Genomic DNA, 13,483 nt, shown 5'->3' with positions numbered 1-13,483 from the left:
GGGATGCATGAGCAAGGTTACCGTTGAGTCGCTGGTCTACCATGTTGCCGGCAAAGCCTATGAGAGCCGCCTGTTCTACACCCAGGGTGCCAGAGAGCAGCCTGGCCTGCTGATGGCGCCGAACTGGATGGGGATTGGCGAGGGTGCCGAACGCATTGCCCGCGACGTCGCCGAGCAGGGCTATGTGGTGTTGGTTGCCGACCTGTATGGGCAGACGCTGCGCCCGTCGAACATGGACGAAGCGGCAGCGGCGATGGCGCCGCTCAAGGACGACCGGTTCGAGCTGCGCAAGCGGCAGAAGGCCGCGTTGGACCAACTGGTCGGGCAATCGAAGGCGGTGCTGGCACCGGGCAAGCTGGCGGCGTTCGGTTTCTGCTTCGGTGGCTGCTGTGCGCTGGAGCTGGGCCGGGCGGATGAGCGCCTGCTGGCGGCGGTGTCGTTCCATGGCACGCTGGATACGCCGTTGCTGGCGCAGGAAGGCAAGACCAAGGCATCGATGCTGGTGTTGCACGGCGCGGCCGATCCGTTCGTGCCGCAGGAGCAACTGCCGGCATTTGCGGCAGAGATGGATGCCGCCAAGGTGGATTGGCAACTGATTAGCTACGGTGCCGCGGTGCATTCGTTCACCGATACCGGGGCAAACCTTCCGGGCAAGATGAAGTACGACGCAAAAACCGCCAAGCGGGCGTTCCGGGCGATGTACAACCTGCTGGATGAGGTGTTCAAGGCCTGATTCATGTGCTGTGGGGGCTGTGCCGGCGAGAGGCCCACAAGGCTCAACGCGGCAATTCGATCCGCGCCACTTCCCCCGGCACCGTCGGCCAGTCGCCGGCCGCCCAGCGCGCACGAGCGTCCTCGATCAGCCGCGGGTCACTGGCAACGAAGTTCCAGTTCATTCGCCGTGGCCCGTCCAGCGGCGCCCCACCGATCAGTACCAGGTGGCTGGCTTCGTCGGCATACAGTGTCAGCGCCTCACCCTCCGGCAACACCACCAGGCTGCACGGTTCGACCGGCTCGTCGTCCACGCTGACCTCTCCCGCCAGCACATACAGCGCTCGCTGTGCGTGTTCGCCTGGCACCAGCAGGGTGGTCGCCGACTGCATGTGCACCTCGGCATACAGTGTCGGTGACAGCACCGGCACCGGCGACTCCAGGCAGAAGCCAGTGCCGGCAATCATGCGAATCCGCACGCCCAGGCTGTCGCTCACCGGCAAGCTTGCCGCCGAATGATGGCTGTAACTGCTTGGCCCCTGTTCGGCAGCCTTCGGCGACGCCAGCCACACCTGCAAGCCATGTAGCCGCGAACCCGCCTGTACGCCCTCGGGCGGGGTCCGCTCGACATGGGCGACACCGCTGCCGGCGGTCATCCAGCTCACCTCGCCGGCCTTGACCCGCTGATCGGAGCCGAGGCTGTCCTTGTGCAGGATCTCGCCTTCGAACAGGTAGGTGAGGGTAGATAGGCCGATATGCGGATGCTGGCGGATATCCATGCCGCGGCCCGCCGGGTAGTCGGTTTCGAGCATGTGATCGAAGAACACGAACGGCCCGACACTGCGGCAACGTGCCGACGGCAAAGGTCGCAGGATGGGCTGGCCCTCGACCGACTCGGCACGCGGTGTGATGACCAGGGTTGATTTCATGGCAGGCTCCAGGCCGGATTCGCAATGCTGCAAGCATAACCTGAACCCGGCGCCGCGCCGACCGGTCGACCCTGTCTGAATGGCACAGGAGGCGACGATGTTTGCCAAGGCGTTGGGTTGTCCGCTGGTGACGGGGGGATTGGCAGTGCCGCCGACCTGTATGTAGCCGCCGCACTGGGAAATCTGCCGGTCGAGCAGCGCAAGCGCTTTCAACCATTCCTCACCGGCTTCAATCCGCTGGACAAGAATGCCGTGACGCATATCGAGCGCATGCTCGGACTTCACCCGGGCTTGTGGCAGGGCATCGGTGAGGTGCTTCCCCGCCACAATGACCTGACTGCGCTGACCAGCGGTGACGCGCCGCGGGCCAACAATCGCGCTTCATGCTGGGCTCCGCCGTGGTCGGCAAGTTCGCCAGCCTGGGCGAACAATTGCACGGTTTCCAGCCGTTTCTCGATGCCTTGCCGGCCGCTGTGGCGGAGAAGGTCGCCAAGGACAACTTCCTAGCGGTGCTGCCCAAGGCCCGCTGAATCGAAACTGTCATCAGCCTGTCACGCAAGCCACATAGCCTGCCGCCATCCATCGTGAGGGAGAGCGGTATGTTGATTCGTCGTGCGGGCGCGCTGGCTGCGCTGATGTTGCTGTGGGGTACGGCTGCGGCCGAGGTACGGGTGCAGGGGCCGGTCGAGTTTGGCCTGTTTGAAAATCGCCATCAGGAGTTCCAGCCCGGTGAGCGGATCCTGGCCCAGGCCGGGCAGAACATCCAGCATACCGATCAGGTCCCGGCGAAGCTGGGTAGCAAGTTCGGCATGCGTTACAAGCTGGAGGGCAAGGTGGCCGAAGACACGCCGCTGACCCTGCTGTACTTCACTCCGGGGGTGGTTACCCCGGACGGCAAGCGTCATGACAAGTTCGAAGTGGTGCAGAAGCTGGTACCGGGTGCTGCGCTGGACGTCATGGCCTACGAATTCACCGAAAGCCATGACGTGGTGCCCGGACAATGGCATTTCATGGTGTTCCAGGGGGATCGCCTGCTGGCCGAGCAGCGATTTACCGTGCGTTGATGGCATCTCGACATCAGCGTCGCAATCATAAGCCGGTTTGATATCAGCTTTTGGTCTTACGCAAATTTTGCGAGGGCCGATACCTTCTAAAGCAGGTCTGCTGCATGACCGATGCAGCGCTTTTGGAAGGAACCGGAAGATGAGTCTGAGAAGCTTGAACATAGCGCCACGCGCAGGCTTGGGGTTTGGCCTGGTGGCGCTACTGGTGGTGGCTTTGGGCAGTTTTGCGCTGATGCAGATGACCAGCATGCGCCAGCAGGCTCAGGAGGTCGACAGCAACTGGTTGCCCAGCATCATCTCGGTAGGGCAGATGAGCCAGGACATGTTGCGTATTCGCGCGTTGACCCTGCGCTTGCTGGTCAACCGCGACCCGGCGGCGTTGCAGCAGAACAAGGCGCGCATCGACGAGATCAAGGCCGGCCTGGGCAACGCGCAGCAGGCCTACCAGGCGCTGATCGTGCTGCCCGAGGAGCAAACGCTGTTCGACCGCTACCTGGCCCAGGAAAAGCATTACCTGGCGTTGCAGGCCCAGGTGGTGGAGCTGTCGGCCCGGCATGACGTCGAGTCGGCCATCGCTCTGGTCAATGGCGAAATGAATCAGTTGGCCGATCAGCTCACGGCCAGCCTGAACGAATTGATCGCCCTGAATAATCGCCATGCCAATAGCGCTACCGATCAGTCCGAGGCGGTGTATGGCCGTGCGCGGGTATGGGTGGTCGGTTTGCTGGTGGCGGCGCTGGTCTTGACTGCGGTCCTGGCCCTGACCTTGACCCGCAGCATCGTGCGGCCGCTGGCGCAGTCGCTGTCGGTGGCCGAAGTGGTGGCCACCGGCGATCTGACACCGCAGATCAGCATTCACGGCAAGGATGAGCCGGCGCGCCTGTTGGCCGCGCTGAAACAGATGCAGCAGAGCCTGCGCGATACCATCGGGCGCATCTCCGACTCCTCTAACCAGTTGGCGTCGGCGTCCGAGGAACTCAGTGCGGTGACTGAGGATGCCACTCGCGGCCTGCATCAGCAGACCCAGGAAATCGAGCAGGCAGCGACCGCCGTGAACCAGATGACCGCGGCGGTGGAGGAGGTTGCCAGCAATGCAGTGGCGACGTCCGAGGCATCGCGTGAGTCTGACCGGATTGCCCGTCAGGGGCGTGAGCAGGTGCGCATGACCGTCACCTCGATCGAGGCGCTGGCGGCAGGGGTGACGGCCAACGCCGAAGAGGTGGGGCAACTGGCGCAGCAGGTGCACGGGATTACCAAGGTGCTGGATGTGATCGGCGCGATTGCCGAGCAGACCAACCTGTTGGCATTGAATGCGGCCATCGAGGCGGCGCGGGCCGGGGATGCCGGGCGAGGGTTTGCCGTGGTGGCGGACGAGGTGCGGGCGTTGGCCCATCGCACGCAGCAGTCGACGCGGGAAATCGAGCAGATGATCGACGGTATCCAACAGGGCACCGACCGTGCGGTGGACGGCATGCAGCAAACCAACCAGCGCGCTCGCGGCACGTTGGAGGGGGCGCATGCGGCCGGGGCGGCGCTGGAAGAGATTGCCAGTGCGATCAGTCTGATCAATGAACGCAACCTGGTGATCGCCAGTGCTTCGGAGCAGCAGGCGCAGGTGGCGCGGGAGGTAGACCGTAATCTGACCAATATTCGCGACCTGGCCTTGCAGAGTTCGGCCGGGGCGAACCAGACCAGCGCGGCGAGCCAGGCGTTGTCGCAGTTGGCGATTGAGTTGAATACATTGGTGGGGCGGTTTTCGGTGTAGTGGGGCCGCACAGCGGCCCCCAAAATTACGTGGCACACACAAAAACGCCCCGAACCAGTCGGGGCGTTTTTGCGGTAAGGGTTTGACCCCTTACTTGCCTTGCCAGCGCTTGAGCACCAGGGTGGCGTTGGTGCCGCCGAAACCGAAGCTGTTGCTCATCACGGTATCGATCTTGGCGTTTTCGCGGGTTTCACGCAGAACCGGCAGGTCTGCCACTTCCGGATCCAGCTCGTCGATGTTGGCGGAACCGGCAATGAAGTTGCCTTCCATCATCAGCATGCAGTAGATCGCTTCGTGAACGCCGGCAGCGCCCAGCGAGTGGCCCGACAGGCTCTTGGTCGAGCTGATGGCCGGGGCCTTGTCGCCGAACACTTCACGCACACCTTTCATCTCGGCTACGTCGCCAACCGGCGTCGAGGTACCGTGGGTGTTCAGGTAGTCGATCGGGGTGTCGACGGTGGACAGCGCCTGCTGCATGCAGCGGATCGCGCCTTCGCCACTCGGGGCAACCATGTCGTAACCGTCGGAAGTCGCGCCGTAGCCAACGATTTCCGCGTAGATTTTCGCGCCACGGGCCAGTGCGTGTTCCAGCTCCTCGACCACCACCATGCCGCCACCGCCAGCGATGACGAAACCGTCACGGTCGGCATCGTAGGCGCGCGAGGCTTTTTCCGGGGTGTCATTGCGTTTGCTGGACAAGGCGCCCATGGCGTCGAACAGGAACGACTGGCTCCAGTGTTCTTCTTCACCGCCGCCAGCGAAGACCACGTCCTGCTTGCCCATCTGGATCTGCTCCATCGCGGTCCCGATGCAGTGTGCGCTGGTGGCGCATGCCGAGGCGATGGAGTAGTTCAGGCCCTTGATCTTGAACGGGGTGGCCAGGCACGCGGAAACGGTGCTGCTCATGGTCCGGGTAACACGGTACGGACCAACGCGCTTGACGCCTTTTTCGCGCAGGATATCCAGCGCTTCCATCTGGTTCAGGGTCGAGGCGCCGCCGGAGCCGGCGATCAGGCCGGTACGCGGGTTGGATACCTGCTCCTCGGTCAGGCCGGAATCCTTGATGGCGTCGGCCATGGCCAGGTAGGCATAGGCAGCCGCGTGACCGACGAAGCGATAGACCTTGCGGTCGATCAGCTCTTCGAGGTTCAGGTCGATGGAGCCGGAAACCTGGCTGCGCAGCCCCATTTCCTTGTATTCCGGGTTGAAACGAATGCCCGGACGGCTTTTGCGCAGGTTTTCGGTGACGGTCTCTTTGTCATTGCCCAGGCACGAAACGATGCCCAGACCAGTGATTACGACGCGGCGCATGCGAATAACCCTTAGAAATTGTCAGTGGAGGTGAATACGCCGACCCGGAGGCCTTCGGCGGTGTAGATCTCGCGACCGTCGACACTGACCGAACCATCGGCGATGGCCATGTTCAGCTTGCCCTTCAGGACGCGCTTGATATGGATGTTGTACGTGACGTTCTTGGCGCTAGGCAGTACCTGGCCAAAGAACTTGACCTCGCCCGAACCCAGGGCGCGACCGCGACCCGGCAGGCCTTGCCAGCCGAGGAAGAAGCCGACCAACTGCCACATGGCGTCGAGGCCCAGGCAACCCGGCATCACGGGATCGCCTTCGAAGTGGCAGGCGAAGAACCACAGGTCTGGATTGATATCCAGCTCGGCGACCAATTCACCTTTGCCGTACTTGCCGCCCTCGGCACTGATATGGGTGATGCGATCCACCATCAGCATGTTCGGGGCGGGCAGTTGCGCGTTACCTGGGCCGAACAGCTCACCGCGACTGCAGCGCAGCAGGTCTTCCCGAGTAAAGGCGTTTTGTTTGGTCATGCGAGCTCCTCAATAGTCCCCGTGCGGCAGGGGGCAAATCTTCCCGACCGTCCCCAAAAGCGTTTGGCTTGGGGCGGCAGCCTACACATAGACTATTGCGTTGTAGTGAAAGTCACAGCACAGGAGACGAGAATGTACACTTGTGCACTGAAATTTTTCCGACAAGCCCGCCAAGGGCCCGGTTCAGTCCCTAAGACTGCCGTAATTTATCAATTATCGCCAGTCGCAGATGACTCGCCGGGCAGCCAGCGTTGCAGAATTTGCTGTAGATCAGTGCGTTTGAACGGCTTCGCCAGGTAGTCGTTCATGCCGGCGTCCAGGCAGCGTTCGCGGTCGCCCTGCAAGGCATTGGCGGTCAGCGCGATGATCGGCAGGCCGGCGGCCAGGGGAATCTGGCGGATCCGCCGGGTGGCCTCATAGCCGTCGATCAGCGGCAGCCGGCAGTCCATCAGCGCGGCAACGAAGCGCTGCCGCGAAGCTTCGCGCACCGCCTGCAGGCCGTCGCCCGCCACGCACACCTCAAAGCCCAGGCTGCGCAACATGGCCTGGATCACGGTCTGGTTCACCGGGTTGTCTTCCACCAGCAGGATGCAGCGGCCCTGACCGGCGGTGAGTGTGGCAGGGTGATGCGCCGGCAGCGCCGTGACCGGCTGCGCACACAGGCCCAGCGGCATTTCCAGGGTGAAGGTCGAGCCTTGGCCCTCGCGGCTTTCTGCGCGCAGGGTGCCGCCCATCCGCTCGGCCAGGTTGCGCGCAATCGACAGACCCAGCCCGGTACCACCGTAGCGGCGCGAAATCGAGCTGTCGGCCTGCTGGAAGGCGACGAACATGGTTTCCAGGCGCGCACTGTCGATACCGATGCCGGTATCGCGTACCGCACAACTGAACCAGATCAGCTGACGGTCGAGCACCTGCCAGCGCGGCTCTATATACACGCTGCCGTGCTCGGTGAATTTCAGCGCGTTGCCGATCAGGTTCACCAGTACCTGGCGGATCCGCGTCGGGTCGCCGATCACCTGCAACTGTCCCATGCCCGGCGGCATGGCCAGTTCCAGGGCCAACTGGCGTTGTTGGGCAATGTGCTGGAAGGCCTGGGCGCAACTGCCGATCAGTTCGGCGAGGTTGAATTCGATGTGCTCCAGTTCCAGCGTGGTGCGCTCGATCCGGGAGAAATCGAGGATGTCGTTGATCACCTTGAGCAAGTGCCCGGTCGACTCGCTGGCGACCGCCGTGTATTCGGCCTGCTCCTCGCTCAATTCGGTGGTTTGCAGCAATTGCAGCATGCCCAGCACGCCGTTCATGGGCGTACGCAGTTCATGGCTCATCATCGCCAGGAAGTCCGATTTGGCCTTGTTCGCCTGCTCGGCTTCCTCACGCGCCTGAATCAGCTGCGCCATGGCCTGTTGCTGTTCGCTGCTGGCCTGGGCCAGGGCGCTGGCGAGGTTGTTGATGTGGCGGGCCAGGTGGCCCAGTTCGCTGTCGTCGACCACCGGCAGCGGCGCATTGAAGTCGCCTTTCTGGATGGCCTTTACCGCCGTGCCCATGTCGGCGATCGGGGTCGCCAGGCTGCGTGCCAGGCGGCGGGCGAGGAGGAAGGTGAAGATCAGCGCGAACAGCGCGAGGATCGCGGCCTTGATGACGATTTCCTGCTGGCGCTGGCTGAAGGCGTCGTCGGACATGCCAACGATCACCCGCCCCAGGTAGTCGTCGCCGGTGGCAATGCCCGGCGGGCTGCCGTTCTGCAGGAAATCGTTGTCGAGGCGAATGCGCTGCAGGCGGATCGGCGCCTGAAACACTTCCACCTGTTGCGCGCGGTTGTCGTGCTCATCGGGCTGCTCGACGTAGGCCAGAATGTGATTGGCGTTGTCCTGTACTTCGAGGAAGCGCACGTGCGGAATGCTCAGTGTTGCGCGCATCAGGCTTTCCAGCACCTCGTCGTTGCCGGAAATCACCCCGTACTCCGAGGCCGGCGCCAATTGATTAGCGATCAGTTGGCCCGTGTGATTGAGCTCCTGGCGCAGGTCCTGAATCCGCACGAAGGTGAAGAAACTGATCAGCAGCAGCGTCAGCAGCAGGGCCGGGCCGAGGCTGATGATCTGGGTGCGGGTATGAATGTCCCAGCTCAGACGTCTCATGGGGGCGGTTCTCCTGCGGCCACGGCCTGTGCGGCGGCTGCCGGGTCGATGGCTTCAATGCCCAGGGCGCGGGCCACCTGCTGGTTGCCGACCACGCTGAAGCGCTTGGGGTAAAACGTCCGCGGCCATTTGCCCGGCGGCTGGTCGAGCAACCGGTTGAGTTCGACCAGCCAGTCGTCTTGATCGCTCATGGTGCTGGCCAGGCCGCCGGCCTTGACGAAGCCGGCGCTGGGGCCGATCAGGGCCATCTGCCTGGCATAGCTGCTGAGCAGAATATTCTTCGCGGTTTTCGGGTTGTACAACTGTGGGTCGTCCAGCCCGAGTAGTACGTCGCTGTTTTTCAGCACTGTCTGCAACGGGCGGTTGTCGCGGCTGTCGGGCCAGGCCTGGGCGACGATTTCCAGGCCTAGTGGGGTAGCGGCCCGGCGCAGCTCGTCGAGCAGAAAGCTGCTGCGCTCGCTGTACAGCACACCGATACGCCGCGCCGTCGGCAGCAGGTAATGGGCCAGGTGCAGTTGCCGGGTTGGGGGCGGGTCGCTCCACAACAAGCTGAGGTAGGTCGGGCGCAGGGTGCCCAGGCGTTGCGCCGCCTGCACCCGGCTGATGCGCAGTACCAGCGCCGGTGGTCCGCTGCTGTCGTCCAGGCGCCAGTCCAGGGCGGCAAGGTCGAGCAGTACCAGGCGCGTGTCGGCCTTGAGGTTGGCCGGGCGCGGCAGGTCGCGGGTATTCACGAAGCGCACCTGATCGTGCGGGCGCTGGGCGCTCAGGGCGTTGACGAAGCTGTGCACGCCGGCATTGTCCTCGCTGCCGGTGAGCAGGATTTCACCCGCCAGCAGCGGAGTCAGCGGCCATAGCAACAGCAGCCAGCACCAGCGCCGCAGCCAGCGCATCAGAATTCCAGCTCCGCGCTGAAGTACAGCACGTGGCGGCTGTCATACAGGTTGTCGAGGTTGCTGGTGGGCTCGTCGTCCAGGCGTTGCTGGAGCATGCCGGCCAGTTCGAGGCTGGCGCGGTGCAGGCTGATACGCTTGGCCAGCCGCAGGTCGGCGCGCTCGAAGCGGTAGCCGTTGAGGGCGTCGGCGCCGTAATAGAACAGTGCGCTCGACCAGCCCTGGCCCCAGTCGCGTAGCCAGCCGGCCGAGCCGCTGTTGCGCGCGCTCAGGCGACGGTCGTCGGCGTTGCTGGCCCAGGCGTCGACATAGGCGTAGGTCAGGCGCAAGCGGTCGGCCGCGCTCAGGCGCCAGTCGGCCTGGGCCTCGCTGCCGGTGAAGCGGGCCTTGTTGCTGTTGCTGGCAATGTATTGGTTGTTGCGCAGCGGCTCGCTGACCATGGCGCTGATTTCGTCATGAAACAGCTTGAGGTCGACGGTCAGGTCGGCCTCGGCAAAATAGCCGTTGTAACCCAGCTCGCGCGAGCGCATCCGCTCCTGGTCGAGGTTGCCGGGGCCGCGGGTCTTGACGAAGTATTCGGCGCTGTCCTGGCCGAATGCCGTCGGGCTCAGGTTGTTGACCCGGTAGCTCCAGTTGACGTTGTTCTCGAACATGTCCGGCGAGCGCACCGCCTCGGAGTACACCGCGCGCAGACCGTGGCGCGGGGTGATCAGGTAGTTCACGGCCAGGCGTGGGGTCAGTGAGCTGCCGGACAACTGCGAGTCTTCGAACATCGCTCCGCCCTGGATGATCCAGTGCTCGTCGGCCCGCCATTCGAGCTGGCCGAACAGCCGCCAGGTGCTGTCGTCGAGGCTGCCGTTGAAGTAGGTCTGCGAGTCGGCGCGGTCGTAGCGGTAATTGATGCCGCTGAGCAGGCGCAGGTTGTCGCTCAGGCTCAGGGTGTCCTGAATCTCCAGGTCGTAGCGGGTCTCGCGGGTGCTCTGGTCAATGTCGCCGCACACTTCCTGGTCTTTGCCTTCGTTCCACTGCTTCAGTACCTCGTTTGCCAGATTCGTTTCCTGTGCGGTGCCTACGGTGCCCTGAGGTAAACCCATGCGAATGTTGCGCGCCAGCTGTTCGGCATACCACGGGTTCAACTGCCACAGTTGGGTCAGTTCGGGGCTGAAGGAGATTGCCGCGTCGCAGGCGCGCCACACCTGCTGGCGGTCCCAGTGCTGCGCCGAGCCTTGCACATACAGGCTGTGCTGCGGATTGAAGTCGATGTTCCAGCGCACCGAACCGGCGTAGTCCTTGGCCGCCACGTCGGAGTTGTAGCCTTCGGCGGTAACCCCGTAGAACACCGGCTTGTAGGTGTACGGGCGCTGGTCGGTGCCTTCCTTGGCGCTGAACTGCCAGTCCAGGCTCTGCTCCGGCGCCAGGTTGTGGCTGGCACTCAGGCTGATCCGGCTCAGCCGGCGGCTGTCGCGATAATCCTGACCCTTGCGGTTCTCGTCGAAACCGTCGTCTTGCATGCCCGACAGCGACAGGCGCAGGTCGCCACCGTCCCAGCCGAAGCCCTCGCTGGCGTACCAGTCGTTGATCCCACGCTGGCCGCGGGTCACCTTGAGTCGGGTGCCGTGGCTGTCGGCCGGGTTGCGGGTGAGGATGTTGACCACTGCCATCAGCGCATTGGCGCCATAGCTGACCGTGTTCGGCCCGCGGAACACTTCGATGCGCTCGATGTCTTCCATTGCCAGGGGGATGTCGCTCCAGTCCACCGTGGCCAGGCCGGCGCGGTACACCGAGCGACCGTCGATCAGCACCTGCATGCGCCGGGCGTCGTTGGCATTGCTGCCGTGGTAATTGACGCTGGGCTGGTTGCCGGCGCCGTAGCCGACCATCATGCCCGGCACCAGGCGCAGCAGTTCCGGGATGTCGCGGGCGCCGCTGGCGCGGATCAGTTCGCTGTCGAGCACGGTCATGCTGCCGGGGACGGCGGCGGGGGCCTGTTTCAGCCGGGTTGCGGTGAGTACTTCGGGCAGGGCCTGGCTGTCGACGAACAGATCGTCGGCCACGGCCTGGCCGCCGAACAGAGCAGTCAACAGCAGTAATGAGCGGGCAGGAGGAGGGCCAAAGAACACGGCACGGCCTTGTTGGCGGATACAAGTTGGGCATGTTAACCGAGTAGCTGGCATTTTCCAGTGATCCAGGTCCGATTGCCGGCATTGCTTCATGAATCTGGCGCTGGTGGTGCACGTTGCGCTCCGTATAATGCACAAGTCGCCACTTTTTATTGGTTTTAACGGATTGGATATGACTGAACAGCAGCCTGTTGCAGTTCTGGGAGGCGGGAGTTTTGGTACCGCCGTGGCGAACCTGCTGGCCGAAAACGGCGTCGGCGTGCGGCAATGGATGCGCGACCCCGAGCAAGCCGAGGCCATGCGCAACAACCGCGAGAACCCGCGTTATCTCAAGGGTGTGAAGATCCACCCGGCGGTCGAGCCGGTCAATGACCTGTTGGCAACCCTGCACGCCTGCGAGCTGATCTTTGTCGCGTTGCCGTCCAGCGCCCTGCGCAGTGTACTGGCGCCGCATGCCGAGTTGCTGCGCGGCAAGTTGCTGGTGAGCCTGACCAAGGGTATCGAGGCCCAAAGCTTCAAGCTGATGAGTCAGATCCTCGAAGAGATTGCCCCAGACGCGCGCATCGGCGTGCTGTCCGGGCCAAACCTGGCTCGCGAAGTGGCCGAGCATGCGCTCACCGCCACCGTGGTTGCCAGTGAAGACGAACAACTCTGCCAGCGCGTGCAGGAGGTGCTGCACGGGCGTACCTTCCGGGTGTATGCCAGCAGCGACCGCTTCGGTGTCGAACTGGGCGGCGCGCTGAAGAACGTTTACGCGATCATCGCCGGCATGGCCGTGGCGCTGGGCATGGGCGAGAACACCAAGAGCATGCTGATCACCCGCGCGCTGGCGGAGATGACCCGGTTCGCCGTCAGCCAGGGCGCCAACCCGATGACCTTCCTCGGCCTGGCCGGGGTGGGCGACCTGATCGTCACCTGTTCCTCGCCGAAAAGCCGCAACTACCAGGTCGGTCACGCCCTTGGTCAGGGCTTGAGCCTGGAAGAGGCGGTCAACCGCCTGGGCGAGGTGGCCGAAGGGGTCAATACGCTCAAGGTGCTCAAGGTCAAGGCCCAGGAACTGGGCGTGTACATGCCGTTGGTGGCAGGCTTGCATGCGATCCTGTTCGAGGGCCGTACGCTCAATCAGGTGATCGAGTTGCTGATGCGTGCCGAGCCTAAAACCGACGTCGACTTCATTTCCACCAGTGGTTTCAACTGAGTACAGGAGTAGCTGATGAACGAATCCCCGAATCAGGCCCAACGCGAGTCCATCGTGCTGCGGGTACTGTGGATGCTGGTTTTCCTGCTGGTCTGGCAATTGGCCGAACTGCTGCTGGCGGGCCTGGTGATCGTGCAGTTGATCTACCGGCTGATCTACGGCGCGCCGAGCGCCAGCCTGATGAACTTTGGTGACAGCCTGAGCCAGTTCCTGGCGCAGATCGGACGCTTCGGTAGCTTCCACAGCGATCAGAAGCCTTGGCCATTCGCCGACTGGCCGAGCCCGCGTGCCCCGGAAGGCGAAGCCGCCCACAGCGTGCCGCCGGCAGCACACCCGGTACGTGACGAAGAGCCCAAGCTGTGAAGCTGTGGGTGCTGCGCCACGGCGAAGCCGAGCCACGTGCCAACAGCGACGCCGAGCGCCGACTGACCGCGCAGGGTCGTGAGCAGGTGCTGCGCAGTGCCGCCCAGTTGCTGGGCCAGCCGTTGCAGGCAATCATCGCCAGCCCGTACGTGCGCGCCCAGCAAACCGCAGCGCTGGTCCACGATGCGCTGGGCTTTGCCCAGCCGCTACGCACGGTGCCCTGGCTGACCCCGGACAGCGATCCGCAGCAGGTGATCGCTGAGCTCGACCGGCTGGGCCTGGAACAGCTGTTGCTGGTTAGCCACCAGCCGCTGGTGGGGGCGCTGGTCAGTCTGCTGGAGCACGGTCACTACCGGCATCCGGCGCCGATGAGCACGGCCAGCCTGGCCGAACTCGACGGCGACTGGCCGCTGGCCGGGCTGATGACCCTGCGCAGCCTCAGTCACCCCTGATCGGCAAAGCGGCCGGCA

The 13,483-nt window shown here is 63.9% G+C and carries 12 protein-coding genes and 1 pseudogene; 7 read left to right on the top strand and 6 right to left on the bottom strand.

Annotated elements, in window-relative coordinates; genetic code table 11:
* Window positions 1–7 precede the first annotated feature (7 nt).
* Window positions 8–733 carry a dienelactone hydrolase family protein gene (locus DCO48_RS02185; protein ID WP_116548979.1) on the top strand — a complete coding sequence of 242 codons (726 nt, stop codon included), beginning with the start codon at window positions 8–10 and terminating at the stop codon, window positions 731–733.
* Window positions 734–776: 43 nt separating this feature from the next.
* On the opposite strand, the gene DCO48_RS02180 is transcribed toward DCO48_RS02185, so the two are convergent.
* A complete protein-coding gene (locus DCO48_RS02180) occupies window positions 777–1,640 on the bottom strand; it encodes a pirin family protein (RefSeq protein ID WP_116548978.1) in 864 nt (287 codons plus the stop codon).
* A gap of 144 nt (window positions 1,641–1,784) precedes the next feature.
* Here DCO48_RS02180 and DCO48_RS02175 point away from each other — a divergent pair.
* From DCO48_RS02175 to DCO48_RS02165, 3 genes and pseudogenes are all read left to right on the top strand, one after another.
* Window positions 1,785–2,170: pseudogene (locus DCO48_RS02175) on the top strand (hypothetical protein); the annotation flags it as partial.
* Between the two features lie 69 nt (window positions 2,171–2,239).
* Window positions 2,240–2,704: a DUF3859 domain-containing protein gene (locus DCO48_RS02170; RefSeq protein ID WP_116548977.1), complete on the top strand. Its 465-nt coding sequence runs from the start codon at window positions 2,240–2,242 to the stop codon at window positions 2,702–2,704.
* Window positions 2,705–2,843: 139 nt separating this feature from the next.
* The gene (locus tag DCO48_RS02165; protein ID WP_116548976.1) at window positions 2,844–4,469 is read left to right on the top strand and encodes a methyl-accepting chemotaxis protein; all 1,626 of its coding nucleotides are present in this window, start codon (window positions 2,844–2,846) and stop codon (window positions 4,467–4,469) included.
* Between the two features lie 90 nt (window positions 4,470–4,559).
* Here DCO48_RS02165 and fabB read toward each other — a convergent pair whose 3' ends face one another.
* From fabB to DCO48_RS02140, 5 genes are all read right to left on the bottom strand, one after another.
* On the bottom strand, window positions 4,560–5,780 hold the full coding sequence (gene fabB, locus DCO48_RS02160; protein WP_116548975.1) for a beta-ketoacyl-ACP synthase I: 1,221 nt from the start codon (window positions 5,778–5,780) through the stop codon (window positions 4,560–4,562).
* An 11-nt stretch (window positions 5,781–5,791) separates the two neighbouring features.
* A complete protein-coding gene (gene fabA / locus DCO48_RS02155) occupies window positions 5,792–6,307 on the bottom strand; it encodes a 3-hydroxyacyl-[acyl-carrier-protein] dehydratase FabA (protein WP_116548974.1) in 516 nt (171 codons plus the stop codon).
* 209 nt (window positions 6,308–6,516) lie between these two features.
* Window positions 6,517–8,442: an ATP-binding protein gene (locus DCO48_RS02150; protein ID WP_116548973.1), complete on the bottom strand. Its 1,926-nt coding sequence runs from the start codon at window positions 8,440–8,442 to the stop codon at window positions 6,517–6,519.
* Entirely contained in the window at window positions 8,439–9,332 is an 894-nt protein-coding gene (locus DCO48_RS02145; RefSeq protein WP_116548972.1) for an ABC transporter substrate-binding protein, read from the bottom strand. Before DCO48_RS02145 ends, DCO48_RS02150 begins: the two co-directional genes overlap by 4 nt.
* A complete protein-coding gene (locus DCO48_RS02140) occupies window positions 9,332–11,452 on the bottom strand; it encodes a TonB-dependent siderophore receptor (RefSeq protein WP_116548971.1) in 2,121 nt (706 codons plus the stop codon). Before DCO48_RS02140 ends, DCO48_RS02145 begins: the two co-directional genes overlap by 1 nt.
* Window positions 11,453–11,624: 172 nt before the next feature.
* Here DCO48_RS02140 and DCO48_RS02135 point away from each other — a divergent pair, with 172 nt between their 5' ends.
* The 3 genes from DCO48_RS02135 to sixA are packed head-to-tail and all read left to right on the top strand — an operon-like array spanning window position 11,625 to window position 13,465.
* Window positions 11,625–12,650 (top strand): NAD(P)H-dependent glycerol-3-phosphate dehydrogenase, encoded by a 1,026-nt coding sequence (locus tag DCO48_RS02135; RefSeq protein WP_116548970.1) that lies wholly within the window; start codon window positions 11,625–11,627, stop codon window positions 12,648–12,650.
* A 15-nt stretch (window positions 12,651–12,665) separates the two neighbouring features.
* A complete protein-coding gene (locus tag DCO48_RS02130; RefSeq protein ID WP_116548969.1) occupies window positions 12,666–13,013 on the top strand; it encodes a DUF4389 domain-containing protein in 348 nt (115 codons plus the stop codon).
* Window positions 13,010–13,465 (top strand): phosphohistidine phosphatase SixA, encoded by a 456-nt coding sequence (gene sixA / locus DCO48_RS02125; protein ID WP_116548968.1) that lies wholly within the window; start codon window positions 13,010–13,012, stop codon window positions 13,463–13,465. The genes DCO48_RS02130 and sixA overlap by 4 nt, the downstream gene beginning before the upstream one ends.
* Window positions 13,466–13,483: the final 18 nt, after the last annotated feature.

The organism is Pseudomonas sp. SDI, assembly GCF_003105155.1.
Classification (GTDB): domain Bacteria; phylum Pseudomonadota; class Gammaproteobacteria; order Pseudomonadales; family Pseudomonadaceae; genus Aquipseudomonas.
Note: the sequence above shows the minus strand (reverse complement) of the source record. Positions and strands in the feature narration are given on the sequence as shown.

Bases quoted from the DNA above. Each gene is read 5' to 3' on its own strand.
- DCO48_RS02145 (WP_116548972.1), bottom strand. From the start codon at position 9,332: ATGCGCTGGCTGCGGCGCTGGTGCTGGCTGCTGTTGCTATGGCCGCTG.
- DCO48_RS02185 (WP_116548979.1), top strand. From the start codon at position 8: ATGAGCAAGGTTACCGTTGAGTCGCTGGTCTACCATGTTGCCGGCAAA.
- fabA (WP_116548974.1), bottom strand. From the start codon at position 6,307: ATGACCAAACAAAACGCCTTTACTCGGGAAGACCTGCTGCGCTGCAGT.
- DCO48_RS02180 (WP_116548978.1), bottom strand. From the start codon at position 1,640: ATGAAATCAACCCTGGTCATCACACCGCGTGCCGAGTCGGTCGAGGGC.
- DCO48_RS02130 (WP_116548969.1), top strand. From the start codon at position 12,666: ATGAACGAATCCCCGAATCAGGCCCAACGCGAGTCCATCGTGCTGCGG.
- fabB (WP_116548975.1), bottom strand. From the start codon at position 5,780: ATGCGCCGCGTCGTAATCACTGGTCTGGGCATCGTTTCGTGCCTGGGC.
- DCO48_RS02165 (WP_116548976.1), top strand. From the start codon at position 2,844: ATGAGTCTGAGAAGCTTGAACATAGCGCCACGCGCAGGCTTGGGGTTT.
- DCO48_RS02170 (WP_116548977.1), top strand. From the start codon at position 2,240: ATGTTGATTCGTCGTGCGGGCGCGCTGGCTGCGCTGATGTTGCTGTGG.
- DCO48_RS02150 (WP_116548973.1), bottom strand. From the start codon at position 8,442: ATGAGACGTCTGAGCTGGGACATTCATACCCGCACCCAGATCATCAGC.
- DCO48_RS02135 (WP_116548970.1), top strand. From the start codon at position 11,625: ATGACTGAACAGCAGCCTGTTGCAGTTCTGGGAGGCGGGAGTTTTGGT.